General features: G+C 65.9%; 26 protein-coding genes. 8 read left to right on the top strand and 18 right to left on the bottom strand.

Annotation, left to right across the window (positions count from 1 at the left end):
• Nucleotides 1–4 precede the first annotated feature (4 nt).
• Genes lpdA through FPZ54_RS01050 form a run of 5 tightly spaced genes read right to left on the bottom strand, consistent with a single transcriptional unit; the run spans nt 5 to nt 3,822 of the window.
• A complete protein-coding gene (gene lpdA, locus FPZ54_RS01070) occupies nt 5–1,405 on the bottom strand; it encodes a dihydrolipoyl dehydrogenase (RefSeq protein ID WP_145844344.1) in 1,401 nt (466 codons plus the stop codon).
• On the bottom strand, nt 1,398–1,895 hold the full coding sequence (locus FPZ54_RS01065) for an endonuclease domain-containing protein (protein ID WP_145844343.1): 498 nt from the start codon (nt 1,893–1,895) through the stop codon (nt 1,398–1,400). The genes lpdA and FPZ54_RS01065 overlap by 8 nt, the downstream gene beginning before the upstream one ends.
• A complete protein-coding gene (locus FPZ54_RS01060) occupies nt 1,892–2,275 on the bottom strand; it encodes an acyl-CoA thioesterase (protein WP_145844341.1) in 384 nt (127 codons plus the stop codon). Before FPZ54_RS01060 ends, FPZ54_RS01065 begins: the two co-directional genes overlap by 4 nt.
• The gene (locus FPZ54_RS01055; RefSeq protein WP_145844339.1) at nt 2,268–2,486 is read right to left on the bottom strand and encodes a hypothetical protein; all 219 of its coding nucleotides are present in this window, start codon (nt 2,484–2,486) and stop codon (nt 2,268–2,270) included. Before FPZ54_RS01055 ends, FPZ54_RS01060 begins: the two co-directional genes overlap by 8 nt.
• Nucleotides 2,487–2,505: 19 nt before the next feature.
• Nucleotides 2,506–3,822, bottom strand: a complete 1,317-nt coding sequence (locus tag FPZ54_RS01050) for a pyruvate dehydrogenase complex dihydrolipoamide acetyltransferase (protein ID WP_145844337.1) — start codon at nt 3,820–3,822, stop codon at nt 2,506–2,508.
• A 139-nt stretch (nt 3,823–3,961) separates the two neighbouring features.
• Between FPZ54_RS01050 and FPZ54_RS01045 the strand changes: the two genes are divergently transcribed.
• Nucleotides 3,962–4,414 (top strand): universal stress protein, encoded by a 453-nt coding sequence (locus tag FPZ54_RS01045; RefSeq protein WP_145844336.1) that lies wholly within the window; start codon nt 3,962–3,964, stop codon nt 4,412–4,414.
• Nucleotides 4,415–4,418: 4 nt separating this feature from the next.
• Nucleotides 4,419–5,732 carry a M28 family peptidase gene (locus FPZ54_RS01040; protein WP_145844335.1) on the top strand — a complete coding sequence of 438 codons (1,314 nt, stop codon included), beginning with the start codon at nt 4,419–4,421 and terminating at the stop codon, nt 5,730–5,732.
• 123 nt (nt 5,733–5,855) lie between these two features.
• Here the strand turns inward: FPZ54_RS01040 and FPZ54_RS01035 are convergent, their stop codons facing one another.
• From FPZ54_RS01035 to FPZ54_RS01000, 8 genes are all read right to left on the bottom strand, one after another.
• On the bottom strand, nt 5,856–6,797 hold the full coding sequence (locus FPZ54_RS01035) for an RcnB family protein (protein ID WP_239019666.1): 942 nt from the start codon (nt 6,795–6,797) through the stop codon (nt 5,856–5,858).
• Nucleotides 6,798–6,972: 175 nt separating this feature from the next.
• Nucleotides 6,973–7,458, bottom strand: coding sequence for a GAF domain-containing protein (locus FPZ54_RS01030; protein WP_145844333.1), 486 nt, complete (start codon nt 7,456–7,458; stop codon nt 6,973–6,975).
• A gap of 152 nt (nt 7,459–7,610) precedes the next feature.
• On the bottom strand, nt 7,611–8,051 hold the full coding sequence (locus FPZ54_RS01025; RefSeq protein WP_145844332.1) for a hypothetical protein: 441 nt from the start codon (nt 8,049–8,051) through the stop codon (nt 7,611–7,613).
• A gap of 38 nt (nt 8,052–8,089) precedes the next feature.
• Nucleotides 8,090–8,494: an alternative ribosome rescue aminoacyl-tRNA hydrolase ArfB gene (arfB, locus tag FPZ54_RS01020; protein ID WP_145844330.1), complete on the bottom strand. Its 405-nt coding sequence runs from the start codon at nt 8,492–8,494 to the stop codon at nt 8,090–8,092.
• Nucleotides 8,484–9,155, bottom strand: a complete 672-nt coding sequence (locus FPZ54_RS01015; protein WP_145844329.1) for an RluA family pseudouridine synthase — start codon at nt 9,153–9,155, stop codon at nt 8,484–8,486. The genes arfB and FPZ54_RS01015 overlap by 11 nt, the downstream gene beginning before the upstream one ends.
• A gap of 55 nt (nt 9,156–9,210) precedes the next feature.
• On the bottom strand, nt 9,211–9,999 hold the full coding sequence (locus tag FPZ54_RS01010) for a DODA-type extradiol aromatic ring-opening family dioxygenase (RefSeq protein ID WP_145844327.1): 789 nt from the start codon (nt 9,997–9,999) through the stop codon (nt 9,211–9,213).
• Nucleotide 10,000: 1 nt separating this feature from the next.
• Nucleotides 10,001–10,603: an NAD(P)H:quinone oxidoreductase gene (gene wrbA / locus FPZ54_RS01005; RefSeq protein ID WP_145844325.1), complete on the bottom strand. Its 603-nt coding sequence runs from the start codon at nt 10,601–10,603 to the stop codon at nt 10,001–10,003.
• 85 nt (nt 10,604–10,688) lie between these two features.
• Complete coding sequence (locus FPZ54_RS01000) at nt 10,689–11,387, bottom strand: pirin family protein (protein ID WP_145844324.1); 699 nt, start codon at nt 11,385–11,387, stop codon at nt 10,689–10,691.
• 112 nt (nt 11,388–11,499) lie between these two features.
• On the opposite strand from FPZ54_RS01000, the gene FPZ54_RS00995 reads away from it, so the two are divergent.
• Nucleotides 11,500–12,402, top strand: a complete 903-nt coding sequence (locus tag FPZ54_RS00995) for a LysR family transcriptional regulator (protein WP_145844323.1) — start codon at nt 11,500–11,502, stop codon at nt 12,400–12,402.
• Between the two features lie 85 nt (nt 12,403–12,487).
• Here the strand turns inward: FPZ54_RS00995 and FPZ54_RS00990 are convergent, their stop codons facing one another.
• Nucleotides 12,488–15,448: a TonB-dependent receptor domain-containing protein gene (locus FPZ54_RS00990; protein ID WP_145844322.1), complete on the bottom strand. Its 2,961-nt coding sequence runs from the start codon at nt 15,446–15,448 to the stop codon at nt 12,488–12,490.
• A gap of 328 nt (nt 15,449–15,776) precedes the next feature.
• On the opposite strand from FPZ54_RS00990, the gene ctrA reads away from it, so the two are divergent.
• The 3 genes from ctrA (at nt 15,777) to FPZ54_RS00975 (ending at nt 17,306) form a co-directional block, all read left to right on the top strand.
• Nucleotides 15,777–16,484 carry a response regulator transcription factor CtrA gene (gene ctrA, locus FPZ54_RS00985; RefSeq protein ID WP_145844320.1) on the top strand — a complete coding sequence of 236 codons (708 nt, stop codon included), beginning with the start codon at nt 15,777–15,779 and terminating at the stop codon, nt 16,482–16,484.
• A gap of 230 nt (nt 16,485–16,714) precedes the next feature.
• Nucleotides 16,715–16,999: a UvrB/UvrC motif-containing protein gene (locus tag FPZ54_RS00980; RefSeq protein WP_145844318.1), complete on the top strand. Its 285-nt coding sequence runs from the start codon at nt 16,715–16,717 to the stop codon at nt 16,997–16,999.
• A 52-nt stretch (nt 17,000–17,051) separates the two neighbouring features.
• Nucleotides 17,052–17,306: a hypothetical protein gene (locus tag FPZ54_RS00975; RefSeq protein WP_145844316.1), complete on the top strand. Its 255-nt coding sequence runs from the start codon at nt 17,052–17,054 to the stop codon at nt 17,304–17,306.
• Nucleotides 17,307–17,572: 266 nt separating this feature from the next.
• Here the strand turns inward: FPZ54_RS00975 and FPZ54_RS00970 are convergent, their stop codons facing one another.
• Nucleotides 17,573–19,246, bottom strand: coding sequence for an amidohydrolase (locus tag FPZ54_RS00970; protein WP_239019665.1), 1,674 nt, complete (start codon nt 19,244–19,246; stop codon nt 17,573–17,575).
• A gap of 138 nt (nt 19,247–19,384) precedes the next feature.
• On the opposite strand from FPZ54_RS00970, the gene FPZ54_RS00965 reads away from it, so the two are divergent.
• Both FPZ54_RS00965 and FPZ54_RS00960 read left to right on the top strand, forming a co-directional pair.
• The gene (locus tag FPZ54_RS00965) at nt 19,385–20,629 is read left to right on the top strand and encodes a threonine ammonia-lyase (protein ID WP_145844314.1); all 1,245 of its coding nucleotides are present in this window, start codon (nt 19,385–19,387) and stop codon (nt 20,627–20,629) included.
• A 258-nt stretch (nt 20,630–20,887) separates the two neighbouring features.
• A complete protein-coding gene (locus tag FPZ54_RS00960; protein ID WP_145844311.1) occupies nt 20,888–21,658 on the top strand; it encodes an arginyltransferase in 771 nt (256 codons plus the stop codon).
• 7 nt (nt 21,659–21,665) lie between these two features.
• On the opposite strand, the gene FPZ54_RS00955 is transcribed toward FPZ54_RS00960, so the two are convergent.
• From FPZ54_RS00955 to FPZ54_RS00945, 3 genes are read right to left on the bottom strand one after another with little or no spacing between them, the layout of a single operon-like run.
• Nucleotides 21,666–22,475: a transglutaminase family protein gene (locus tag FPZ54_RS00955; protein WP_145844310.1), complete on the bottom strand. Its 810-nt coding sequence runs from the start codon at nt 22,473–22,475 to the stop codon at nt 21,666–21,668.
• 9 nt (nt 22,476–22,484) lie between these two features.
• Nucleotides 22,485–23,420 carry an alpha-E domain-containing protein gene (locus tag FPZ54_RS00950; RefSeq protein WP_186456991.1) on the bottom strand — a complete coding sequence of 312 codons (936 nt, stop codon included), beginning with the start codon at nt 23,418–23,420 and terminating at the stop codon, nt 22,485–22,487.
• A gap of 5 nt (nt 23,421–23,425) precedes the next feature.
• Complete coding sequence (locus tag FPZ54_RS00945) at nt 23,426–24,892, bottom strand: circularly permuted type 2 ATP-grasp protein (RefSeq protein ID WP_145844306.1); 1,467 nt, start codon at nt 24,890–24,892, stop codon at nt 23,426–23,428.
• Nucleotides 24,893–25,013: the final 121 nt, after the last annotated feature.

The raw sequence follows: 25,013 nt of genomic DNA, 5'->3' as shown, positions 1-25,013 counted from the left end.
CACGTCAGATGTGGATCACCCGCCCATAGGCGGCGAGCACGCTTTCGTGCATCGACTCGCTGATCGTCGGGTGCGGGAACACCGTTTCCATCAGTTCCGCCTCGGTGGTCTCCAGCGTCTTGCCGATGGTGTAGCCCTGGATCATCTCGGTCACTTCCGCGCCGATCATGTGCGCGCCCAGCAGTTCGCCGGTCTTGGCATCGAACACCGTCTTCACAAAGCCCTCGGGCTCGCCCAGCGCGATCGCCTTGCCGTTGCCGATAAAGGGGAAGGTGCCGACCTTCACCTCGTATCCCGCTTCCTTCGCCTTCGCCTCGGTCAGGCCGACGCTGGCGATCTGCGGGTGGCAATAGGTGCAGCCCGGGATATTGCGCGGGTCCATCGCGTGCGGATGCTTGCCCGCAATCGCCTCGGCCGCGATCACGCCCTCATGGCTCGCCTTGTGCGCCAGCCACGGCGGCGCGGTGATGTCGCCGATCGCCCACAGCCCCTCGACATTGGTGCGGCACGCCCCGTCGGTCTTGAGGAAGCCGCGATCGTCGACCTCGACCCCCAGCTCCTTCAGGCCGATGTCCGCCGTGTTCGGCACGATCCCGATGGCGACGATGACATGGCTGAATTCGCCCTCGACCGGCTTGCCGTCCTTGCCGGTGATCGTCGCCTTCACGCCGCTCTTGTCCGCCGCGATCTTGTCGATCTTGGCGCCGGTCATGATCGTCATGCCCTGCTTCTTCAGCGCCTTTTCCAGATGCGCGGAGATGTCCTTGTCCTCGACCGGAACGATGCGGTCGAGCATCTCGACCACCGTCACCTCGGCACCCATGTCGTTGTAGAAGCTCGCAAACTCGATCCCGATCGCGCCCGATCCGATGACCAGCAGCTTGCTCGGCATTTCCTTCGGCGTCATCGCATGGCGGTACGTCCACACCCGCTCGCCATCTGCGGGCAGGTTGGGCAGGTCACGCGCACGCGCGCCAGTGGCGAGGATAATGTTCTTGCCCGCCAGCTCGGTCACCTTGCCGTCCGCGCCGGTCACCGACAGCTTGCCTTTGCCGGTCAGCTTGCCGGTGCCCATGTGCACCGCGATCTTGTTCTTCTTCATCAGGTGCGTGACGCCCTGATTGAGCTGCTTGGCCACCCCGCGAGAGCGCTTGACGACCGCGTCTAGGTCCGCGCTGATCTTCTCCGCAGCCAGACCATAATCCTTGGCATGCTGCATGAAGTGGAAGATTTCGGCCGAGCGCAGCAGCGCCTTGGTCGGGATGCACCCCCAGTTGAGGCAGATGCCGCCGAGCAGCTCGCGCTCGACGATCGCGGTCTTGAGACCAAGCTGGCTCGCGCGGATCGCGGCGACATAGCCGCCGGGTCCGGAGCCAAGCACGATCACGTCATAGGATTCAGCCACGTACTTGTCCTTCTTCTCCCTCCCCCCTTGCGGGGGAGGGCTGGGGAGAGGGGGAGCGCTCGCCGGGGCTCGATGCCCCGGCGGGCGCTTCGAGTTCAGCGAGAAGCGCAGTGAGAACGGTATCCGGCTGCGCCATTATATCGTTGTTAAAGAAGCGCGCGACGCGGAAACCCCGTCCGCGCAGCCAATTGTCCCGCACGATGTCGGAAGCGCTATCGATATGCTGTGATCCGTCCGCTTCGACGATCAACCGCGCCTCGAAGCAAATGAAGTCGACGATATAGGATCCGAGCGGCTGCTGTCGCTTCCACTTCCACCCGTCCAGGCGCTTGTTGCGCAGAAGACGCCACAATAGGCGCTCGGCCTCTGTGGGCTGCTTGCGCATCCCGCGCGCTCTGGCGAGCGCGCCCCCTCTCCCTCCCACCGCCTTACGGCGGCGGGCCCCTCCCTCCCCCGCAAGGGGGGAGGGTCGAAGGGGTTCGACACTCATTGGTCCACCGCGCGCGGCTTGCGGTCCTCTCCCACCGCGACGAAGGTGAAAACCGCCTGCGTCACCAGCTGGCGCTCCTCGCCATGCCGGTCGCGACGCCAGGCCTCGACGTCGATCTTCATCGAACTGCGCCCGACCTTGACGATCTGCGCATAGACCGACACCTCGTCGCCGACGAAGACGGGCGCGTGGAACTGCATCCCGTCCATCGCGATCGTCACTGCGCGGCCGCGCGCGCGCCGCGCCGCGACCAGCCCGGCGGCCATGTCCATCTGCCCGACCAGCCAGCCACCGAAGATGTCGCCATAGGCATTGGCGTCGGCCGGCATGGTGCTGACGCGGATCGTCGGTTCGATGTCGGGTGGCGTGCTGTCAGGCATCGTCGCGCTCCTGCGCCTGCGGGTTCCGCTGCAACCACATCGCGCGCCGCATCGGTCCGATCCCCATCAGCACGATGCAGATGATGGCGATCCCGGTGACCAGCCAGATATCCTGCCGCGCCAGCGGATAGGCCCAGCTCGCCAGCGCCCCGATCAGCAGCGCGACCGCAATCCCCGCGGCGATATGCAATGCTTCGACCAGAACGCCCATCTGCGGCCTCCCTTGGCCCTCAGGCCAGCAGGCCCATGGGCGATTCGATCAGCGACTTCAGCACCTTCATCAACTCGGCGCCATCCGCCCCGTCCACCGCGCGGTGGTCGAAACTGCCGGTCGCCGACATCACCGTCGCGACGCCCAGCGCGTCGTCGACGATATAGGGACGCTTCTCGCCCGCGCCGACCGCCAGGATCATCGCCTGGGGCGGGTTGATCACCGCGTCGAACTGCTTGATCCCGAACATGCCCATGTTCGAGATGCTCGCGGTACCGCCCTGATATTCGTTCGGTTGCAGCTTGCCGTCCTTGGCGCGCTGGCCCAGCTCCTTCATCTGGGTCGAGATCGACGCCAGGCCGATATTCGCCGCGTCGCGGATGATCGGGGTGATCAGGCCGGTCGGCGTGGAAACCGCGACCGAGATGTCGGCGCGGCTATACTTGACCAGCTTGTCCCCGGCGAAGGTGACGTTGCACTTGGGCACCTGCGCCAGTGCGACGGCGAGCGCCTTGATCAGCATGTCGTTGACCGACAGCTTCACGCCGCGGCCTTCCAGGCTCTTGTTGAGCTGCCCGCGCAGCTTGAGCAGCGCGTCGAGCTGAATGTCGACGGTCAGGTAGATGTGCGGGATCGTCTGCTTCGCCTCGGTCAGGCGGCGCGCGATCGTCTTGCGGATGTTGCTGAGCTTCTCGACCTCGTGCGGGATGCTCTCGTCATACCAGACCGATGCCGGCGCAGCAGCGGGCGCGGCGACCGCAGGTGCAGCAGCGGCGGGCGCTTCGGCCGCCTTCGGCGCGGGCGCGCCGCCGGGCTTGGCACCCTCGATGTCCGCCTTCACGATCCGCCCGTTCGGGCCGGACCCGGTCAGCGCGCCAAGATCGACGCCCTTCTCCGCCGCAATCCGGCGCGCGAGCGGGCTCGCCTTCACCCGGTCGCCGTCGCTCTTGGGCGCAGCAGCCGGAGCCGGTGCAGGGGTCGGAGCCGGTGCAGGGGTCGGAGCCGGAGCAGCCGTGGGTGCCGCGGCCTCGGCCTTCGTCGCGTCAGCCTTGGGAGCCTCCGCCTTCGGCGCCTCGACCGCGGACGCATCCTCGCCCTCGCCCGCCAGCACCGCGATCACCGTGCCGACCTTTACCCCGTCGGTCCCTTCGGCAACGACGATCCTGGCGATCACGCCCTCGTCGACCGCCTCGAACTCCATCGTCGCCTTGTCGGTCTCGATCTCCGCCATCAGGTCGCCGGCCTTGACGGTGTCGCCTTCCTTCACCAGCCATTTGGCGAGCGTGCCTTCCTCCATCGTCGGGGACAGCGCGGGCATCTTGATTTCGATCGACATGGGTGGGGAGGATCCTGTCGTAGGGTGATTGGAATTGTCGCGCCCTCCTTGCGCGATGCACGGCGCGGGTCAAGCCCGCCCCTTGCGCTTCCGGCCCCGACGCGCCACCACCTGTCTCCAACGGAGGGGGAAAGGTTTCATGCGCACCTATCTGGTCGTGGTCGACGAAAGCCCGGAGGCACAGATTGCGCTCCGCTTCGCCGCGCGCCGTGCGGTCAAGACCGGCGGCGGGGTCGAGATCCTGGCACTGATCGCCAAGCCCGATTTCGTGCAGTGGGGCGGCGTCATGGCGACGATCGAGGAGGAGGCGCGCCAGCGCGCCGAGGCCCTCGTCGCGGGCGCGGCCGGCACGCTGATCGCGGAGTCGGGCCTCAAGCCGCGCATCACCGTGCGCGAAGGCAACGGCCCCAAGATCATCCGAGAGCTGATCGCGGACAATCCGGATATCGCCGCACTGGTACTGGGTGCTGCCGCGGAAGGCCCGCCGGGGCCGCTCGTCTCCCATTTCGCGAGTGACACCGCCGCCCTGCCCGTCCCGTTGATGATCGTTCCCGGCACGCTCGACCGCGAAGCCATCGACCGGCTAAGCTGAAGTCATGCGCACCCTTTTGATTCCCGCCCTGCTGCTCGCAGCTCCCGCCGTCGCCCAGCAAAGGACCGACGCGCCGAGTCCCGAACGGCTCAAGGCCGATGTCGAAAAGCTCGTCAGCTTCGGCACGCGCCACACCCTCTCCTCCCCCGACGATCCCAAACGCGGCATCGGCGCGGCGCGAAAATGGGGCGCGGAGGAACTCGACCGGATCGGCGCGGCGTGCGGCGAGTGCATCAAGGTGGCCCGGATCGGCCGCACCTTCACCGGCCCGCGCGCACCGAACGGCGTCGAGGTCGTCAACGTCCTCGGCTTCCAGCAGGGCGAGGATGCCAAGCGCGTCATCATCGTCCAGGGTCATATCGATTCGCGCGTATCCGACGTGATGGATTTCACCAGCGACGCCCCCGGCGCGAACGACGACGCATCCGGCACCGCTTTGGTGATCGAGGCGGCCCGCATCCTCTCGCGCGAAAAGCACAAGGCAACGATCGTCTATGCGCTGCTCTCGGGCGAAGAACAGGGGCTGTGGGGCGGGACTTTGCTCGCCGAGACTGCGAAAGAACGCGGCTGGGAGGTCATAGCAGTCCTCAACAACGACATTGTCGGCAACACCGTCGGCCAGAATGGCGTGCGCGTCGCCGACCGCGTCCGCGTCTTTTCCGAAGGCATCCGCGCCTCCGAAGACCTGCCGGGCCAGCTTGCCCGTCGCGCGGACGGTGGCGAGGATGACGGCCCCAGCCGCGCGCTCGCCAAGGCCATCGACAAGGTCGCCGACGGAATGCGCGAAAAGGACAAGGACGCGCTCGACGTGTTCGTCGTCCGTCGCCCCGACCGCTTCGGACGCGGCGGCGATCATGAGCCGTTTCTCAAGCTCGGCTATCCCGCCGTCCGCTTCTCGGTCGGCGCCGAGAATTACGACCAGCAGCATCAGGACCTGCGCACCGAAAATGGCCGCGTCTATGGCGACACGGTCGACAAGATGGACTTCCCCTATCTCGCCAAGGTGACCGCGATCAACATCGCGACGATCCGCCGCCTCGCCAATGCGCCTTCAGCGCCTGCATCGGTGGTGCTCGACGGTGCGGTGAGCGCGGACACCAGGGTGAAGTGGAACGCCGTCCCCGGCGCGCGCGGCTATCGCGTCTATTGGCGCCGCAACGACACGCAGAACTGGACAGACGTGCGTGGCGTCGCGGGCCTGACCGAAACCACGCTCAAGGACGTGGTGGTCGACGATCACTTCATCGGCGTGTCATCGGTCGCGGCGGACGGCAGCGAGAGCATCGTCACCTTTGGAACGCGGCCGCCGCGGAACTGAGGCCAGGGCGCGCACCCCCAAATGTCCGTTTGCCCTGAGCCTGTCGAAGGGCCGCAAGCGATACCTGTGCCGGGAAGGCCCTTCGACAGGCTCAGGGCAAACGGGGGTTTTACCCCCCTCAAATCAGCGGCAGCAGTCCTTGGTCGATCGCCGGACCGTCTTGGTCGGATAGCGCCGCACCGTTTTCACCGGCGCGCGATAGGTGCGGACGGTCTCGACCTCTTCCACCTCCTCATACACCTCTTCGGTGACGGTGGTCGTGGTGGTCGCGCCGGACTGGATGACGATCGTCGTCACCGTCGGCCCGGCCATATAATAGCCGCTGCCATAGCCATATCCGTAACCACGCTGCGCATAGCCGCCGCCGCATTGCGCGGCGCAGGGGCTTTGCGCCGCCGGCGCTGCGTAACGCGGCGGCGGCGGCGCATACCCCCCCGGGTATGGCTCGGCGGGAATCGGCTCCCGCCCGTAACCTTCATCATAGCCGTAATCGTCGTCATAGCCGGGTGCGTCATACCGGGCGCCATAGCCCCCGCCTCCACCGCCGCCTGCAGCGGCCGCTGAAGCATAGCCGCCACCGGCATAGGCCGTGGCAGCACCCGCGCCGCCGCCCCCGGCACCGTTCCAGTCGATCCCGCTCACCGAGTCCCACACCCGGCCATTGCGGTCGGCCAGCACCGCATCGTCATAATAGCGGATCCAGCCATAACCATAAGGCGGGCGGCTCAGCCCCCAGTTCGACCAGTCGCTGATCCCGAAACTCCCGCCGATCCAATAGCCGGGCAGCGTCCAGCCGCGCACCGGACGGCGATAGGCGCCCCAGCCGCCGGGCGCGCGCATACCGCCTTCCCAGCGTCCGCCGATCGTCCGGCCCCAGCGGCCCGGCGCGGTCCCGCGCGGCGGATCGATCCGCGTCGCCGGCACCGACCGGGGCGGGTACCGGGTCGATGCCCGCTCGCGCGTTTCCCACTTGCCGTCGCGCCACACACGCTGCGCCTCCGCCGGAAGCGCGAGCGAAACGCCCGCGATCGAGAGGGCAAACAGGGTCAAATCACGCTTGGTCACGACAGCATCTCCGGTGAGACGCGGCCTTCCGAGCAGGGACGAAAGGTCACGCCTCTTCACGCTTTCTTAACAGCCCCGGCCCGCCGTCTCCACCGCGACCCATGGTTAAGAAAGTCCCGATCCGGGGCAGTGGGTTAACGCCGCGCCGATCTGTACCGTCCCGGAACGGGGCACCCTATGCGGCGATGCGGGGAGCGAGCAGCGCCACCAGCGCCTCGCACCCCGCCACGTCTTCCGCATCGAACCGACCGGTCATGGGGCTATCGAGGTCGAGCACGCCGATCAGGTGACCGTCATGCACGATCGGCACCACCAGCTCGGAATTGCTCGCCGCATCGCATGCGATATGCCCGGGAAAGGCATGGACATCGGCCACTAGCTGCGTTTCACGCGTCGCCGCCGCCGCGCCGCACACGCCCTTGCCGAATGCGATGCGGATGCACGCCGCCTTGCCCTGGAACGGCCCGAGCACGAGTTCGCCGCCGACATTACGGTAGAATCCAGCCCAGTTGAGGTCGGGCAGATATTGCCCGATCAGCGAAGCGGCGTTGGACATGTTGGCGATCGCATCGCTCTCCCCCGCCGTCAGCGCATCGAGCGCGACGAGGAGATCGCGATAGAGTTCGGCCTTGGACCCGGCGGCAATGTCGAAACTGTACATGCGCCGCAGGTGGCGTCATCGAATGCTTTCGGCAAGCCCCCCAAGTCGTCATCCCCGCGAAGGCGGGGACCCATCTCCTGCGCTTTCTACACTCGAACCGCTGACGTGCGCGGATAGTCCTGGAGAGGGACCCCACTTTCTCGGGGTGAAGGCTATGGACAGCGCACGCGCGTCATCCCCTGCGACGTGAGCGTCTTGCCATCCTCGCCCAGCACAAAGCTGCGCGTCGCGGTCCAGGTCTCTCCCTCTCCGGTGAAGCGCGCGGTCACCGCGATCTCGCGATCCGCACCCGACACCGCAGTTACCGCACCGCTGCTCTCGTAGAACCGGACCTCGTCCGGCGTAAGCTCCAGCCGCGTGACGTTGCTTCCCTTGCCGCAATCGCCCGCGATCTCGCTCCACTCCCCGCGAAACGCTTGCGGAATTTCCGCCGCACCTGGCGCCACGCTGGCGGTCGGCGTCGGCTCGACCGGATCGGGAAGGCTCAGCGGCTCCATCACCTGCGCGTTATTCTGGGTCACGTCGTTCAGCGCCGGTTCCTCCGAACAGGCAGCGAGCAAGGCGAACGGGGCAAAAAGGATCAGTCTGTTCATGCGGCGCAAACGCCCGCCCCCCGGGATCGTTGCGCGGGTCAGTCGATCTGAACCCGCCCGCGCCCCGCCTTGATTACCGACCGACCCTTTTTCGCGTCCACCCGCCGCGCCTTCGCCGCCTTGCCGGGCTTGGTCTTGATCCGCCGCGCCTGCCGCTCCTGCGCCTGCTCGATCAACTCGGACACGCGCTCCCGCGCATCCTGCCGGTTCGCCTCCTGCGTGCGAAAGCGGCGCGCGGTGACCACCAGTTCGCCACCCGACGTCATCCGGCTCCCTGCCAGCTCCTTCAGCTTGGCATAGGCATAGGGCGGCAGCCCCAGCGCAAAGACGTTGACGCGCAGCTGCACCGCAGTCGCGACCTTGTTGACATTCTGACCGCCCGGCCCGGACGCGGCGAGGAACTTCTCCTCGACGATTGCATCCTCGGTCAGCTCAATCGCCATCGTCGCCCGACCCGCCCGCAAAGCCCAGCGCGCGGAACGCGTCGGGCGTTGGCGCCTCGGCATGAACATCCGGCTTGCCCGGGCGCGGCACGGTCAGTTGCGCGGCGTGCAGCATCATCGTGCGCCCGTTGGCGACGCCGTAAACCGGGTCGCCGGTGATCGGAAAGCCCAGTCCCTCGGCGGAATGGACGCGGATCTGATGCGTCCGCCCGGTCTCGGGATAAAAGGCGATGAATGCGCGCCCGTCCCTGCTCGCCAGCATCCGCCAGCGCGTCCGCGCCGACTTGCCGTCCGGCCTGCCGGTCATGCGCCAGCCACGCTCGGCGCTGGACACCTTGACCAGCGGCAGGTCGATCATCCCCGATGGCGCATCGGGAATCCCGTCGATCACCGCAAGATAGCGTTTGGTGACCTGCCCCGCCTCAAACGCCTGCTGGAACCGCGCATGGGCCTTGGGATTGCGCGCAAGGAGCAGACACCCGCTGGTGTCGCGATCCAGCCTATGGACCGGCGTCGGCCAGCGCTGGAAGCCAAAGGTCAGGTTGCCGAGATGGTTCTCCAGGCTCAGCGACCCGTCGCGCGGCCGATCGACCGGAAGTCCGGCGGGCTTGTCGATCACGATCGCTTCGCCGTCGATGAAAAGTACCTGATCCTGTATCATCCCCACGCCTTGCCACCGCCGCGCGTGCGACGCCAGCCTTAGGGTCTGAACTCCCTTACCCGAAGCGATAGGCATCCATCGCCAGCACGCCATAGGTGTAGCTGTGGTGCAGACGCTCGGCCTGCGCCCCGCCCGCCCCCATCGCGGCGAACAGCGGCAGGATATGGTCCGGCGTCGGATGGTTGCGCCGCCCGTGCGGCCCGCGCTCCACGGCGTGCAGCACCGCATCCCTGTCGCCGACGTCGAACCGCGCCTGCACCCAATCGGCAAATTCCGAAACCCACTCCGGCACCGCCGCATCATGATCGCGCCGTTCGGCAAAGATCGCGCGCAGATTGTGGGTCAGGCTGCCCGATCCGATGATGAGCACATTGCGTTCGCGCAGCGGCGTCAGCGCCTGTCCCACGCGATAGTGCCATTCCGGCGGATGCGCGCTGCTGATCGACAGCTGTACCACCGGTATGTCCGCATCCGGCCAGGCCAACAGCAGCGGCACCCATGCTCCATGGTCCAGCCCACGCTGCCCGTCCAGCGCGACCGCAATGCCCGCTCCCCCCACCAGCGCCGCGACCTCCGCCGCCAGCGCGGGATCGCCCGGAGCGGGATAGCGGACGTCGAACAATTTCTGTGGAAACCCGCCGAAATCATGGATCGTCGGCGGCGCAGGCGATGCCGTTGCCACCGGCCCCGCCATATCGTGATGCGCGGAGAGCATCAGGATCGCGTCGGGCCGCGCAACCTGCGATCCCAGCCCGGCGAGGAAATCCCGCGCCGGGCTGGGTTCGAACAGGATCATCGGCGAACCGTGCGACACGAACAAAGCGGGTTGCACGGCGCGCGTCATGTCATGCGGCCAGCTTGGTCGCCACTTCGGCGATGCGGCGGCCCTGATAGCGGGCGCCCGCAAGGTCGATCACGCTCGGCTGACGGCTGCCGTCGCCGCCTGCGACGGTGGTCGCGCCGTAGGGGGCACCGCCCAGCACTTCGTCGATCTTCTGCTGGTCGGCATGGCCATAATCCAGCCCGACGATGGTCAGCCCGAAGTGCAGCAAATTGGTGATGATGCTGAACAACGTCGTCTCGTTGCCGCCATGCTGGGTCGCGCTCGAGGTGAAGGCGCCGCCGACCTTGCCGTGCAGCGCGCCCTGATACCAGACGCCGCCGGCGGTATCCCAGAAGCTCGCCATCTGGCTCGCCATCCGGCCGAATCGGGTGGGCGATCCGACGATGATCGCGTCATAGTCCTTGAGCGCGTCGGGGCCGTCGATCAGCGGGTGGGCGCTATCGGTCTTGAAGCCTGCGCCCTTGACCACGGCTTCGGGCGCGGTTTCGGGTACGCGGCGGATATCGACCGTGGCGCCGGCCGAACGCGCGCCCTCGGCAACCGCTTCGGCCATCTGTTCGATATGGCCATAGGACGAGTAATAAAGCACCAGAACCTTGGTCACGGCCTGTCTCCTTGATTGGCGATGAGGAAAAGGGTGGAGCGGCCCGCCTTGGGAGGGGGGAATGCGGACCGCTCCGGGGGGTCTGTCAGTCTGAATCGACCAGGACGATTTCGGCGTCCTCGATCGCGGTGATCGTCACCGTCTGGCCGCCGCTCAGCGCCGCGCCGTCACGGGCATCGAACGGCTTTCCATCGATTTCGATCCGTCCGACCGCTGGGACGAGATAGGCATGCCGCCCCTCGCCGACGCTGTGAGTCACGCTCTCGCCGGCCTTGATCGTCGCGCCCAGCACCCGGGCATCGGCCCGGATTGGCAGCGCATCGCTATCCTCTGCAAAGCCGCTCGCCAGGGTCACGAACTTGCCCGAACGCTCGCCCTTGGGAAACGGCTTGGCGCCCCAGCTGGGCGCACCGCCGGCCTCCCGCGGCAGGATCCAGATCTGGAAGAGCGTCGTCTTCTCGCCCTCCAGATTATATTCGGCGTGGCGGACTCCGGTCCCCGCGCTCATCACCTGGACGTCACCGGCCCCGGTCTTGCCTTTATTGCCCATCGAATCCTGATGGGTGATCGCGCCGGTCCGGACATAGGTAATGATCTCCATGTCGCGGTGCGGGTGCGGCGGAAAGCCGCTGTTCGGGGCGATTTCGTCGTCGTTCCAGACGCGGATCGCGCCCCATCCCATCCGGTCGGGGTCGTAGTAATTGGCAAAACTGAAATGGTGACGTGCATTCAGCCACCCGTGATCGGCATGGCCCAGGCTGTCGAACGAGCGTTTCTCGATCATTGGTGCCTCCTTGTGTTGGAGCCAAGATAGGCGTTGCGATCGACGCGTAAATGGAAACGTTTGAAACGGATCGTTTCGGGTTTATAGGTGAGGCGTAACGCGGAGCAAACACATGCGCCTTCCAGATTTCGAAGCATGGGCCATCTTCGCCTGCGTCGTCGAGCATCGCTCGTTCAGCGGCGCGGCGGCCGCGATCGGGGTCAGCAAGGCGACCGTGTCAAAGGCGATCGCGCGGCTGGAGGCGCAGCTTGGCACCGCGCTGTTCCACCGCACCTCGCGCCGCCTGACCCTCACCGATAGCGGCACTGCGCTCGCCGAGCGCGCCGGACGCATCCTGGCCGAGGCGCAGGCGGCGGAAGAGGCCGCGCTCGATTCCGCCAAGGCGCCTGCCGGCATGGTCCGCATCGCGGCGCCGATCACCTTCGGCATCCGCTTCGTCGCCGACGCGATCGCGGACCTGATCGCCGCGCATCCGGGGATCGAGATCGATCTGCGCCTGTCCGACGCCCGTGTCGATATCGTCGCCGACGGGTTCGACATCGCGCTGCGGATCGCCGACCTGCCCGACTCTTCGCTCCGCGCACGCCGCCTCGCCCCGATCACCGCCCGCGTCGTCGCCGCGCCCGCCTATCTGGAGCAGCATGGCACGCCCCGCCACCCGGCCGACCTCGCCCACCATGCCTGTTTCCTTTACGCCAATGCGATCGGCACCTGGCATTTCCGAAAGGCGGATGGCGAAGAGGCAGCGGTGCGCCCCGCCGGGCCACTTACCACCGACAATGGCGATGCGATGCTCCCCGCCTTGCTCGCCGGGCTCGGCATCGCGCGCCTGCCCGATTTCATCATCGACCGCGAGCTGGCGGCGGGGAAATTGGTCGAGATATTACAGGATTGGTCACCGATGAACATCGCCCTCCACCTCCTCACCCCGCCCAGCACATTGCGCCCGGCTCGCGTCGAGCTGGTGATCGACTTCCTCTCCCAGCGATTCCGCAACCTCTGTACGCGCAGCTAAGCGGGCCGGCGCCGCGCCAGGAACACAAAAAGGCCGGTCCGCATCGCTGCGAACCGGCCCCTTGCTTGGGTTCGTCAAACCGGCCTTAGAACTTGACCTCGGCCGCGATGGTGAACGAACGGCCGCGCGGGTCCGCAACGCGCGGCTCCCACGAGCTGCCCGCGCCGGTGTTGCTGTCATAGGTGATCGCAAAGGGCGGATCGGTATCGAAGATGTTCTTGATGCCCGCGGTCAGCTTGAACCCTTCGCCGACGCGCTGCGTCACCGACAGATTATAGATGATATAGGCATCGACCCGCTCGTTATAGTTGGGCCGCGTCGCGCTCTGGTTGTTGGCCAGGCTCGGCAGTCCGTTATTCTCATATCCACTGCGATAGATTTGCGAGAAGGTCACCGACGTGTCCTGCGTGGCAAAGCTCACCCACGCATTATGCTTCCACTCCAGGCCCAGGTCCCCGGCATAGCTGAACACCCCGACGATATCGCTATACGGCGCGGACGGCAGGAACCGCTCCTTCTTCTCGAGCAGCCAGGTGCCGTTCATGCCCAGGTCGAACATGCCGCCAAGGCCGTCGAACGCGCCACGCAGCGCGAATTCGAGACCCTTGGTACGGCGCGAACCGATATTGTCGGCGGTCAGGTCCACCTGCGTGATGATTCCCCCGGTCCGGGTGATCCGGTCCTCGAAGAACTGGTAATTGTCGAACAGCTGGCGAAGCGTCAGCGCTCCGATCGTGTCGTCGACCGCGATCGACCAGAAATCGACCGAGGCGCTGAACCGCGGTGCCGGGCGGAATACCACGCCGACCGAATATTGTTCGGACGTTTCCGGACCCACATTCGGGTTGCCGCCGCTCAGCGTATCCGGATTGATCGCGGCGCAGTTCGGATCGGTAGTGCTGACCACCCCGCTCGGGCAGGTCGACGGATCGACCAGCGAGTTCGTGGTCGGGTTCGGGCTCAGCGTCTGGCCGTTGAAGATCTGGTTGAACGTCGGCACGCGGAAGCCGGTATTGTACGATCCGCGGAACATCAGCCAGTCGACCGGCGTGAAGCGCGCGGTAACCTTCGGGTTAAACGTGCTGCCAAAGCCGGTATAGTCGTCGACGCGCCCGGCGACCGAAATCTCGAGCGGTTCGAAGATCGGGATGAGCACCTCGGCATAGGCCGCCTTCACGTCGCGGCTCTTGGTTGCGAGCGCATTGGCATTGTCGAATGCGACGTTGAAGATTTCCGGACGATCCAGCTCCGCCTCGGCCGAGCCATTGAAGTTGTAGCTTTCGCGGCGGTAGTCGACGCCGACCGCCATCTGGACCATGCCGCCGGGAAGCTGGAACAGCGATCCCGAGATCGATGCGTCGAACTGGCGCACCTCATAGCGGCCACCATACAAGGTCACGCCCGAAGCCGAAACCGCATCAAGCGCGGCCATCGCCTCCGGTGTCTGGGTGATCGAAAACGGATTCAGGATGCCGCTGTTGAGCAATCCGACGATGCCCGGTGCGCTGGCTCCAGGCGCGGTCGGCGCGCGCGGATCGATTCCGCCCGAAACGGCGCCCGGCACGCCCGAAGCATTCGCCCGCGCGGTCGAGGAGAAGATGCCGCGATAGGCATAGCCCGTCCCCAGCACTGACGTCGATTCACTACGCGCATAGGATGCGCCCGCGCGATAATCCCACCCGCCGAACAACGGCCCGTCGATGCCGATCGCCGCGCGCAGCGTCTTGGTATTGGTTTCATATTCACGCGGCCCGCACACTTCACACCGCCAGCGATAGGCGATCGGCTTGCCGTAATTTGCCGCAACGCCCGGAAACACGGCCACCAGTGCGTTATAGACCTGGTCATAGGTCGACTGGGTAAGCGCGTTCATCGGATAGTAGAGCGGGGTGGTGCTCGTATTGCCCGCATATTGGTTCGAAGAGAATTGCTTCGACGAATCCGCGTCGGACCCGGTGAATTCGGCGAACAGCGTGTGCTTGCCGAGCGCGACCGTGGCGCGGCTGTAATAGGTCAGCGTCTCCAGCGGCTGCTGCAGGATCGCGGCGCGGCCCGTATCCCATGCGCAGGCATAGCGCGCACTGGGATTGGCCCACAGCGCGTCGTCATAGGCCATGCCGCCGTCGAAGGATTCGCATCCCGCGCCGCCCGGCAGGTCGAGCGTATTGATACCGCCATTGGCGGTGATCGTCGTACCCGGGATCAGCAACGGAACGCCGCTGAGCAGGCTCCCCGTCGGCGCGAAGATCGCGTTGGGCCCGTTCGCGAACATCGTCGCGATCGGCGTGCCGCGCGTATCGACCGAAAGCCCGCGATCGGGCTGGTCGCCGTTGACGAAATCGCGCTTCGATCCGCGCAGGATGCCGTTCCAGCTCTTGCTGACCGCCGCCATGACGTTGAAGCCGTCGCTCTTCAGGTCGCCATAGCCCGCGGTCGCCGAAAGGCGGTAGATCGGCGAGTCACCCCGCTCGGTGATGTCGGTGAATCCGTTGAGCGCCAGCCCTTCGAAATCGGTCTTGGTGATGAAGTTCATCACGCCGCCAATCGCGTCGGTGCCATAGATTGCCGACGCGCCGTCCTTGAGCACCTCGACCCGTTCGATCGCGGCAAAGGGGATCTGGTTGACGTCGACCGCCGAGCCCTGAAGCCCGTGCGCGGCGATCCTGCGACCGTTCAGCAGCACCAGCGTCGATGCACTGCCCTGTCCGCGCAGGTTCGCCGCCGACAGGCCGTTGGTGCCGCGCTGCGCGCCGCTGACGACATCGGTGTTCGAAGCAAGGTTGTCGGCACCATTGCCGTTGGTGCTCAACAGCGAAACGAGCTGTTCGGGGCTGTTGATGCCTTCGCGGGTAAAATCCTCGGTCGTGAAGATTTCCAGCGGCAATGCGCTTCGGCTCGGATCCTGCTTGATCCGCGAACCCGTAATCAGGACCTCGGCGCTCTCGCCCGCCTCGCTCTGCGCAGGCGGCGTGGTCGGGGCCTCTTGTGCGATGGCAGGAAATGCCAGGCTACAAGCAGTGACAAATAGCGCAGCTTTCGTTCTCATAAGACCCCCCGTTTGAAATGTTTGGTGCGCGTTATCGCGTCACCGCCCCGGAACTGGGAAGGTAACCACGCATCCGAATCCTTCGCAAACGCAAAATAGCGGCGACTCCCATAACCCACGTCTATACCGGATTGCGCAATTTCGATAGCTCCCCGGAGCCTGCTTTCTCCGGGTCAACCGCACCCGCGCGCCCGCCCGACCTCGCGCGACTCGTGGATTCAGGCCGGTTAGCTCAAAATTAACCTTTTGCCTTCATTCCAGCTTAGGTTAATGAATCAGTCGCGTTGCATGTCGCAGGGGATGTGTAACGGGCACAGGGGAACAGCCGATGCGCGTGCTGCTGATCGAAGACGAGCCGACGACCGCCAAGGCGATCGATCTGATGCTCAACACCGAAGGCTTCAATGTCTACACGACCGATCTGGGCGAAGAGGGCCTCGATCTGGGCAAGCTGTATGATTACGACATCATCCTGCTGGACCTCAATCTGCCCGACATGCACGGCTATGACGTGCTCAAGAAGCTGCGCGTCGCCCGCGTCCAGACTCCGGTCCTGATCCTGTCCGGCATCAACGAGATGGACAGCAAGGTGCGCTCGTTCGGCTTCGGCGCCGACGATTATGTGACCAAGCCTTTCCATCGCGAAGAGCTGATCGCCCGCATCCACGCCGTGGTCCGCCGCAGCAAGGGCCACAGCCAGTCGGTCATCCGCACCGGCAAGCTGGCGGTGAACCTGGATGCCAAGACGGTCGAGGTCGATGGCGCCCGCGTCCACCTGACCGGCAAGGAATATGCGATGCTGGAGCTGCTCTCGCTCCGCAAGGGCACGACCCTCACCAAGGAAATGTTCCTGAACCATCTTTATGGCGGGATGGACGAGCCCGAACTCAAGATCATCGACGTCTTCATCTGCAAGCTGCGCAAGAAGCTCAGCATGGCGTGCGAGGGCGAGAATTACATCGAGACCGTCTGGGGCCGCGGCTATGTGCTGCGCGAGCCGGACGAGGTCGCCGCGCCCGCCAGCGCGGTCGCCTGAACCCAATCGTCGCGCGGGGCCGCATTCAGCTTCGCCGAATCACGGCACCGGCCCGCTTCCCCACCCGGCCACCCATCAACGATACCCTGAAATGGGTGGCCGGGTGGGGAAGCGGGCCGGTGCCGCAATCGTTCAGCTTTGCTGAACCAGATTCTAAAAGGCCGCGGCATCCGGGGGGACGCCGCGGCCTTTTTGCGGTTCGAAATCGCGTCTGGCGCGTTGGTGCCCGCATGACCGACACGATCGAATCTCTTGAGCGCCGGATGAATCTCGCCGCCCAGTCCCTCGATTTCGAAGAGGCGCAGCGGTTGCGCGACCGGATCGCGCTGATGCGCGGCGGTGCGAGTGCGGCGGAGGCTGAACGGGCCGCAACGTCCGGGCTGGTGCGTCAAAAACCGGGATCGATGGGCCTTGGCACCAGTCGCCAACGCGTCACCCCGCCCACAGACTGGCGGCCTCCGGCCAAACCCGATCCGATGACCGCCAACCACGGCCGCCCGTCGCGACGATCCTGATCGCGCGCGCCGGGCGCTTGCGCGTCGCGCCGTTCGCGTGTCGAAGGACAGAATGAAAAGCACCGAATTTCGCGATGGGCGCGCTGAGGGCGTTCGCGACGCGCTGGCAATCGTCGAGGCGCTTCTGGCAGCCGAGGAACGCAAGCTCGACCTGCCCGCCCCCTATATCACCCGCACCGCGCGGCGGACACGGTGGCAGGCCTACCGCAACGCCGCATCCCGGCTTCGGACATTGCTCGGCCGGCTCAGCCGCGACACGCCGGTCGCGGCCCAGATCGAGTCCAAGCTCAAAAAAATGGGTCTTTGAGGCGGCGGTCAGACACGCACTGTGAGGGGCCGGTAACTTCTGAGCATCAGCCGGGCAGAATCAACTTTCCTACACCGCAGCGCCCGGCGCGTAGACTGGTCGATGCGCCCGCCCTCCCTCTCGTGCCGGCCCGATCCCGCCGTTCGCCTCCATGTCGTGCAGGTGTCGCGTAGGCGGCGCGTATGCGGCGCAACGTCGGCGCGTTGCCGTCCTGTCACGCCGAAACCCCGCGATTTTTGTCAGTTTCGTCGGACGCGGCTGTCAGCCTATCGGCCGCCCTCGCCGCGCTGCGCCGCCCGCTGAAACACCCGCTCTCCGCCGACCCAGGTCTCCAGCACCGTTGTGCTGCGCAGATCGCTGGGCGAAGCGAGGAGCGGGTCGCGGTCGATCACGATGAAATCCGCTCGCATCCCCGGCGCCAGATGACCGAACTTCTTCTCGCCGAACCCGGCATAGGCTGCATCGATCGTGAAGGCGCGCCACGCCTGTTCGCGGCTTACCGCCTCCTCCGGGCGCCACCCGCCGAACGGCTGGCCCTGCGCATCCTGCCGGGTAAATCCGGTCGCCCATCCCTCGAACGGATTGGGGCTCTCTACCGGATAGTCCGATCCGAAGACGAGGCGCGCGCCGTTGGCCAGCATCGACTTCCACGCATAGGCTCCCGCCAGCCGCTCGGCGCCAAGCCGAGCTTCGGCCATCGCCCGGTCGCTGCTCTGATGAACCGGCTGCATCGACGCGATGATGCCATGTTTGCCGAAGCGCGGCAGATCGGCGGGATCGACGATCTGGGCATGTTCGATCCGCCAGCGCTGACCGTCCTTATAAGTGTCCGAAAGCTCGTCGATCGCATCCAGAACCTGTTGGTTCGCTCGGTCGCCGATCGCATGGATCGCGAACTGGAACCCGTCCATCGCGCCCCGGCTGATCGAATTGAGCAATTGCGCATCGGTCAGGAAAGGGAGCCCGCTATTGCCCGGCGCATCGGCGTAAGGTGCTTTCAGCCACGCTCCGCGCGATCCCAGCGCGCCGTCGGTATAAAGTTTGATCCCGCCCATCCGCAGCTTGTCGCCGTACAGCCATGGCGTCGGCCCGCTGCCTGCCACCTGCAACGCGGTATCGACACCGTCCGAATAGCTCATGATCCGCATACGAAGGATGCCGAGATCGCCCATCCGGCGATAGGTCATCCAATCGTCGATGGTCGTCCCCATGTCGGCGCTCGCGGTGACCCCCATCGACAACAAAATGTCCTGCGCCTTGATGAAGGCGGCGTTGCGGTCGCGCGGTGTTGGCTGGGGCAGCGCTTTTTCGATCAGCGCCATCGCGGCATCGACGAACACCCCGCCGGGCTTGCCCGCCACCATCTCGATCCGGCCGCCTGCGGGAGACTTGGTGGTCGCGGTAATCCCCGCCGCCTTCATCGCCGCACTGTTGGCCCATCCGGCATGTCCGTCCGCGCGGACCAGCCAGGTGGGAACATCGCCGGTCGCCGCATCCAGCTCGGCGGCGGTCGGGAAGCGGCCAAGACCCCAGACTTCCTGGTTCCATCCGCCCCCGGTCAGCCAGCGCCGGGTGCTGTTCTCCGCCGCATAGCGCCGGATCGCGTCCTGGGCCTCGCCAAGCGAGCGCGTCGCCGACAAGTCGAGCGCCAGCGCGCGGAAACCCAGGCTCATTACATGGCCATGCGCATCGACCATGCCGGGAATGACGGTGCGTCCTTTCAGATCTTCCTTCCAGTCGGGCCGGTCGGGCCGCTTGTCGCCCCGCTTCAGCAATTTCACCACCTTGCCGTCGGTGCCGATAACGATGCCGTTGAACCGCACCAGCTCGCCCTTCGCGTCCAGCGTCATGCCATCGACATTCTCGACCAGCGCGTCGGCAGAAGCGGGCGCGGGCAGGAACAGCGCGGCGATCAGGGCAAGCGAAACGGGAAGGCGCACGGGGGTCTCCGGAAGCGGCGGGGAAAAAAGCAGGACTTGTCGGCTCCTTCGAATAGGCGGTGTTCCCCCGCCGCGCCAGATGGTCTAGGGCGCCCCGACCGACCCGGCGGCCGTTCCCGGGATCACGAAAGTCTCGATATGGCAACTCAGGCAGCGTCCGATCCCCATCCCCTCCCCGTCTCACTGGCCGATGTCCAGATGGCGGCCGAGCGGATTACGGGTTCGATCGTCCGCACGCCGACATTGCACAGCAAGACGCTGTCGGACCTCACCGGCGCCGATGTCTGGCTGAAGTTCGAGAATCTTCAGTTCACCGCTGCCTATAAGGAGCGCGGCGCGCTCAACACCCTGCTCCAACTCGACGATGCGGCGCGGGCAAAGGGCGTGATCGCCGCCTCGGCGGGCAACCATGCCCAGGGCCTTGCCTATCACGGCAACCGGCTCGGCATTCCGGTCACCATCGTGATGCCCAAGCCCACCCCGACGGTGAAGGTGATGCAGACCGAAGGTCACCGCGCCAGCGTGATCCTGGAGGGCGAGACGTTCGACGAAGCCTATGCCCATGCCCGCCAGCTTGAGGCGAAGAACGGCTATACCTTCATCCACCCGTTCGACGACGCCCGCATCATCGCAGGTCAGGGGACGGTCGCGCTGGAAATGCTCGCCGACGCCCCCGCCATCGACACGTTGATCATCCCGATCGGCGGGGGCGGTCTGATCTCGGGCATGGCGACCGTCGCCAGGGCTGCGAACCACGCGATCGAAATGATCGGGGTCGAGGCGGAACTCTTCCCGTCGATGTACAACCGGATCAAGGGAACCAGCCTGCCGATCGGCGGCGACACGCTCGCCGAGGGTATCGCGGTCCGCGACCCCGGCACGGTGACGGCGCAGATCGTCGAAGCTCTGGTCGATGACATCCTGCTGGTCAGCGAACGCGCGCTTGAGGAGTCGCTCAGCCTGCTGCTCCAGATCGAAAAGACCGTGGTCGAGGGTGCGGGCGCCGCGGGCCTCGCCGCATTGCTCTCGAACCCCGACCGCTTTCGCGGCCGGACGATCGGCATCGTGCTGTGCGGCGGCAATATCGACACGCGGCTGCTCGCCAATGTCTTGCTGCGCGACCTCGCCCGGTCGGGCCGCCTCGCTCGGTTGCGCATCCGGCTTCAGGATCGCCCCGGCGCACTTTATCAGGTCGCTAGGATCTTTCAGGAGCAGACGGTCAACATCCTCGAACTGTCGCACCAGCGGATTTTCACCAACCTGCCCGCCAAGGGATTGAGCCTCGATGTCGAATGCGAGACGCGCGACCGCGCCCATCTCGAACGGCTGATCGCGGCGTTGCAGGACGCGGATTATGACGTGCGGGCGATCGAACTCGCCTGACGTTTATCCCCGTTGTCCACAGCTTGTGGACGAAGCGAATCGCACGCACGACGAACCGTTGACCGCGGCCCTATCCTACCGAGTCGCGGCCGCGCTATAACGTTGGGGCGGCGCGTCTTTCACACCCCCGCAACCCCTTAAAATGATGAGCGCACCGTTAACCCTCTTTCATGGTAAATCGGCTTTTCATCACGATTCGACCGCTTCATAATGCCCCCAGTCCAACCCGGCGCGAACGATCAATAGGGGGCTGAAAGCGTGACGGCACTGACCCGATTTCCCCGATTTTTCGTGACCAGCCCCTCGGCCTGCCCCTATCTCCCGGGGCGCCAGGAGCGGAAGATCTTCACCGAACTCAATGGCGCCCATGCCGGCGAACTGAACGATGCGTTGGGCCGCATCGGCTTTCGCCGCAGCCAGTCGGTCGCCTATCGGCCAAGCTGCGTCGGCTGCAACGCCTGCCTTTCGGTTCGCGTCGTCACGGGCGAGTTTCGGCCCAATGCCACCCAGCGCAAGCTGATCCGTCGCCATTCGGACCTTGAGGTCACCGCGTGTCGCCCCTGGGCGACGGAGGAACAATATCAGCTCCTGCGCCGCTATCTCTCCGCCCGCCACCCCGGCGGGGGCATGACGATGATGGACGAGACCGATTATGCCGACATGGTCGAACAGTCGCCGGTCAGCACCTATGTCATCGAATATCGCGAGCCGGCAGAACGGGGTGGCGAGTTGGTCGGGGCCTGCATCACCGATCAGCAGGCCGACGGTCTGTCGATGATCTACAGCTTCTTTGCCGCCGATCGGCCGGAGCGGCAGGGGCTGGGTAACCTCATCATCATGGATCACATCGTCCGGGCCCGGAACGCCGGCCTTCCCTATGTCTATCTGGGCTATTGGGTGAAGGGTAGCGAGCGGATGGCGTACAAGACGCGGTACCGGCCGATGGAAGTGCTCGGCCCGAAAGGCTGGTCGCGGCTGGAAGAGGACGCGGCGGCACCCGTCGCCGAGAAACAGCCCGCTTTCGCCTGACCCGCGCTCAGGCGTCGCCTGCCATGCGTTCGACCTGAACCTCCACCGTCATTACTTCAGCACCAGCCCCCTGCCGGATACCGGCGACCGGCGCCGCCCCCGCCGCGTCCAGCCCGACGGCGACGCGGACGTAATTGGCGTCCGGGCTGATCCCCGCCGAGGGATCGAACCCCACCCAGCCCAAGCGATCGACCCAGGCTTCCCCCCAGCCATGCGGTGCGCAGCTGCCGGCCGGACATTGGCGATAGCCGCTGACATAACGCGCCGGAAAGTCCGCCGCGCGCGCCCCGGCAAGGAACATATGCGCCAGATCGCGCGAATCCGGTTTGCCGCCGGCCATCGCCTCGGCGGCGGTGACTCCGGTGTCGGGGCGGTCGGGGACATCAGGGAAGCGTTGTCCAAGCGCGAGGTTCCAGCGGTGGAGGCGATCGAGGTCGCTTCCGCCCGCGCCCAGACCATCCCTCACAAAGTCGATCAACGCGGCACAGGCCATGCTGCGCGGCGTGGTTCGGAGGAAAATCTCGGGCGGCAGCGGCTCGGCGCTCCCGCGTACCACGCCATTGGATTCGGTGGTGAGCACCTGTCCCGCGACGGTGATGTCGATCCCGTCGAGCGGCCCTTCGGCGAACAGCATCGTCACGCGGTTGCCGAACCCATCGACCGACTCGCGCAGGCGGACGTCGCAATCGACGTCGATCCGCCAATCCACCACGGTCTGGTCGTGCGTGTCGCCGGGCGTCAGCCGCAGCGTCTGCACCAGCCGTCCCTGCGGCTCGCTGAACCGGTAGCGGGTCTGATGGTCGATCGCGAGACGCATGGCGCAGCCTTAGATGAAACGGAACTGGCGCGCGATAGCAGCGTCCAGCATCGCATTTTCGCGAATGAATGCCTGAAGATATTCATGCAGTCCGCTGACGATCACCTCATGGCTGCGCGTCTTCTGCATCCGCGCGATCCGCGCGCGCGCCATCCGGTCAGCCTCGCCCTGAAGCCCGGTGCGCTTGGCGAGGGCGTTGAGCTGTTCCACCACCTCCTCGACGCATCCCGCCAGACTGCGCGGCAATTCGGCGCGGGTGATGAGCAGATCGATGACGTTCGATGGGCGCAGCCCGTCGCTGTAGAGCCAGCGATAGGCGGTGACGGCCGAGACGGTTTGCAGGATCGTGGTCCACTGGTCGCGATCGACGAGGCCCCCCACCCGCTCGCCCTCTGGCAGCAACAGGTGATATTTGACGTCGAGCAGCCGCGCGGTGTTGTCCGACCGCTCGATCGCCGCACCGAGCTGAATCAGCATCGCCGCCTCGTTCGCCATCATCCGGTGGATCGCGCCCTCAAAACCCCGCGCCTCGGCCATCACGCCTTCGACCAGGCTGAGCGTCGTCGCGGTGCCGCCGGGACTGACCCGTTTGGCGAACAGCAGCCACAACCGGTTGATCGCAGTCCACGCCTCGCGCGTCAGCGCGGTCCGAACTGCCCGGGCATTGTTACGCGCCTGTTCGAGACAGCGAACGATTGAGCCGGGATTGCCCATGTCGAGCGTCAGAAAATGCGCAACCGGCTGCGGGCTGATCGCGTGACCGGTCGCGGCGAACGCCTTGTCGTTATAGGTGACGGCAAGCGCACTGGCCCAGGCGGCCTCGCCGGCCGGGCTGGCCGACAGCGCATCGAGGCGCACCGTCGCCTCGATCAGCCGGGCGGTGAAGTCGGCGCGCTCGACATAGCGGCCGAGCCAGTAAAGCGACGCCGCAGTGCGCGAGAGCATCCGCATCAGGATTGCACCTGCGTCTGCTGCTGGCTCTGCCCCTTTGGCAGCAGGACGAAACTGTCCTTGGTCCCGCCGCCCTGACTGGAATTGACGACCAGCGATCCTTCCTTAAGCGCGACGCGGGTCAGGCCGCCGGGAACGACGCGGACGCCGTCGGAGCCGGTGAGGACGAAGGGGCGGAAATCGACATGGCGCGGGGCGAGGCCGCTCTCGGTCAGCGTCGGCACGGTGGACAAGGCCAGCGTCGGCTGGGCGATATAACGATGCGGTTCGGCGATCAGCGCGGCGCGAAACGCCTCAATCTCCGCCTTGCTCGCGGTCGGACCGACCAGCATTCCATAACCGCCCGATCCGTCGACCAGCTTCACCACCACCTCATCGAGATGGTCGAGGACGTATTTCAGCGCCTGCGGTTCGCGGCAGCGCCAGGTCTCGACATTGGGCAGTTTGGCTTCGGCGCCCGAGTAGAATTTCACGATCTCCGGCATGTAGCTGTAGATCGCCTTGTCGTCGGCGATGCCGTTGCCCGGCGCGTTGATCAGCGCGACATTGCCCGCACGATACGCCGACATGATGCCGGGCACGCCCAGCATCGAATCCGGGCGGAAGACCAGCGGATCGAGGAAATCGTCGTCGATGCGGCGGTAGATGACGTCGACCCGCACCCGCCCGGCGATGGTCTGCATATAGACGATGTCGTCATCGACCAGCAGGTCGGCCGCCTCGACCAGCTCCACCCCCATCGTGTCGGCAAGGAAGCTGTGTTCGTAATAGGCCGAGTTGAAGTGCCCCGGGGTCAGCACGACGCAGACGGGGGTGGTACCGCTGCGTTCGGGCGCCACCGAGCGCATGGTTTCGCGCAGCATGTCGCTATAGCTGTCCACCGCAGCGACCCGGAAGCTGCGGAACAGTTCGGGGCACAGCCGGATCATCGCCTCGCGGTTTTCGAGCATGTAGGACACGCCCGACGGGGTGCGGGCATTATCCTCGAGCACGAAGAATTCGTCGGGGCCGGTGCGGACGAGATCGATCCCGCAGATATGCGCCCAGACATCGTGCGGCGGCCGGATCCCCGCCACTTCGGGCCGGAATTGCGGGTTGAGCAGCACCAGTTCGGGGGGCAGCACGCCTTCCTTGAGGATGCGGCGCTCGCCGTAAATGTCCTGGAGAAAGGCGTTGATCGCCTCGACCCGCTGGACCAGCCCCTCGGACAGGCGCTGCCATTCGTCGTGCAGGAAGATGCGGGGCACGATGTCGAACGGGATGATGCGTTCGCTCGCTTCGCTCTCGCCATAGACGGCGAAGGTGATGCCGAGCTGGCGGAAGGTGGCTTCTGCAGCCTGCTGGCGACGGTTGAGTTCGGCATGGGGCGTTTCGGCCATCCAGCGCGACAGTTCGGCAAAGTCGGGACGCGGCGCATCCGGCCCGCCATGACCCCAGATCTCGTCGAACGCGCGGCCTTTCCCCATCAAGCCTCCCAAGTGTCGAACGGTGCGACAAGTTCCATGCTGCAATGCTTTGCTGCGTTGCACAAGGGGGTGAGGTGCTGGGCTGACAGACGAAGCTGACAAAAAAAGGGGGTGTCTTGGG

The organism is Sphingomonas suaedae, from assembly GCF_007833215.1.
Lineage (GTDB): Bacteria > Pseudomonadota > Alphaproteobacteria > Sphingomonadales > Sphingomonadaceae > Sphingomonas > Sphingomonas suaedae.
Note: the sequence above shows the minus strand (reverse complement) of the source record. Positions and strands in the feature narration are given on the sequence as shown.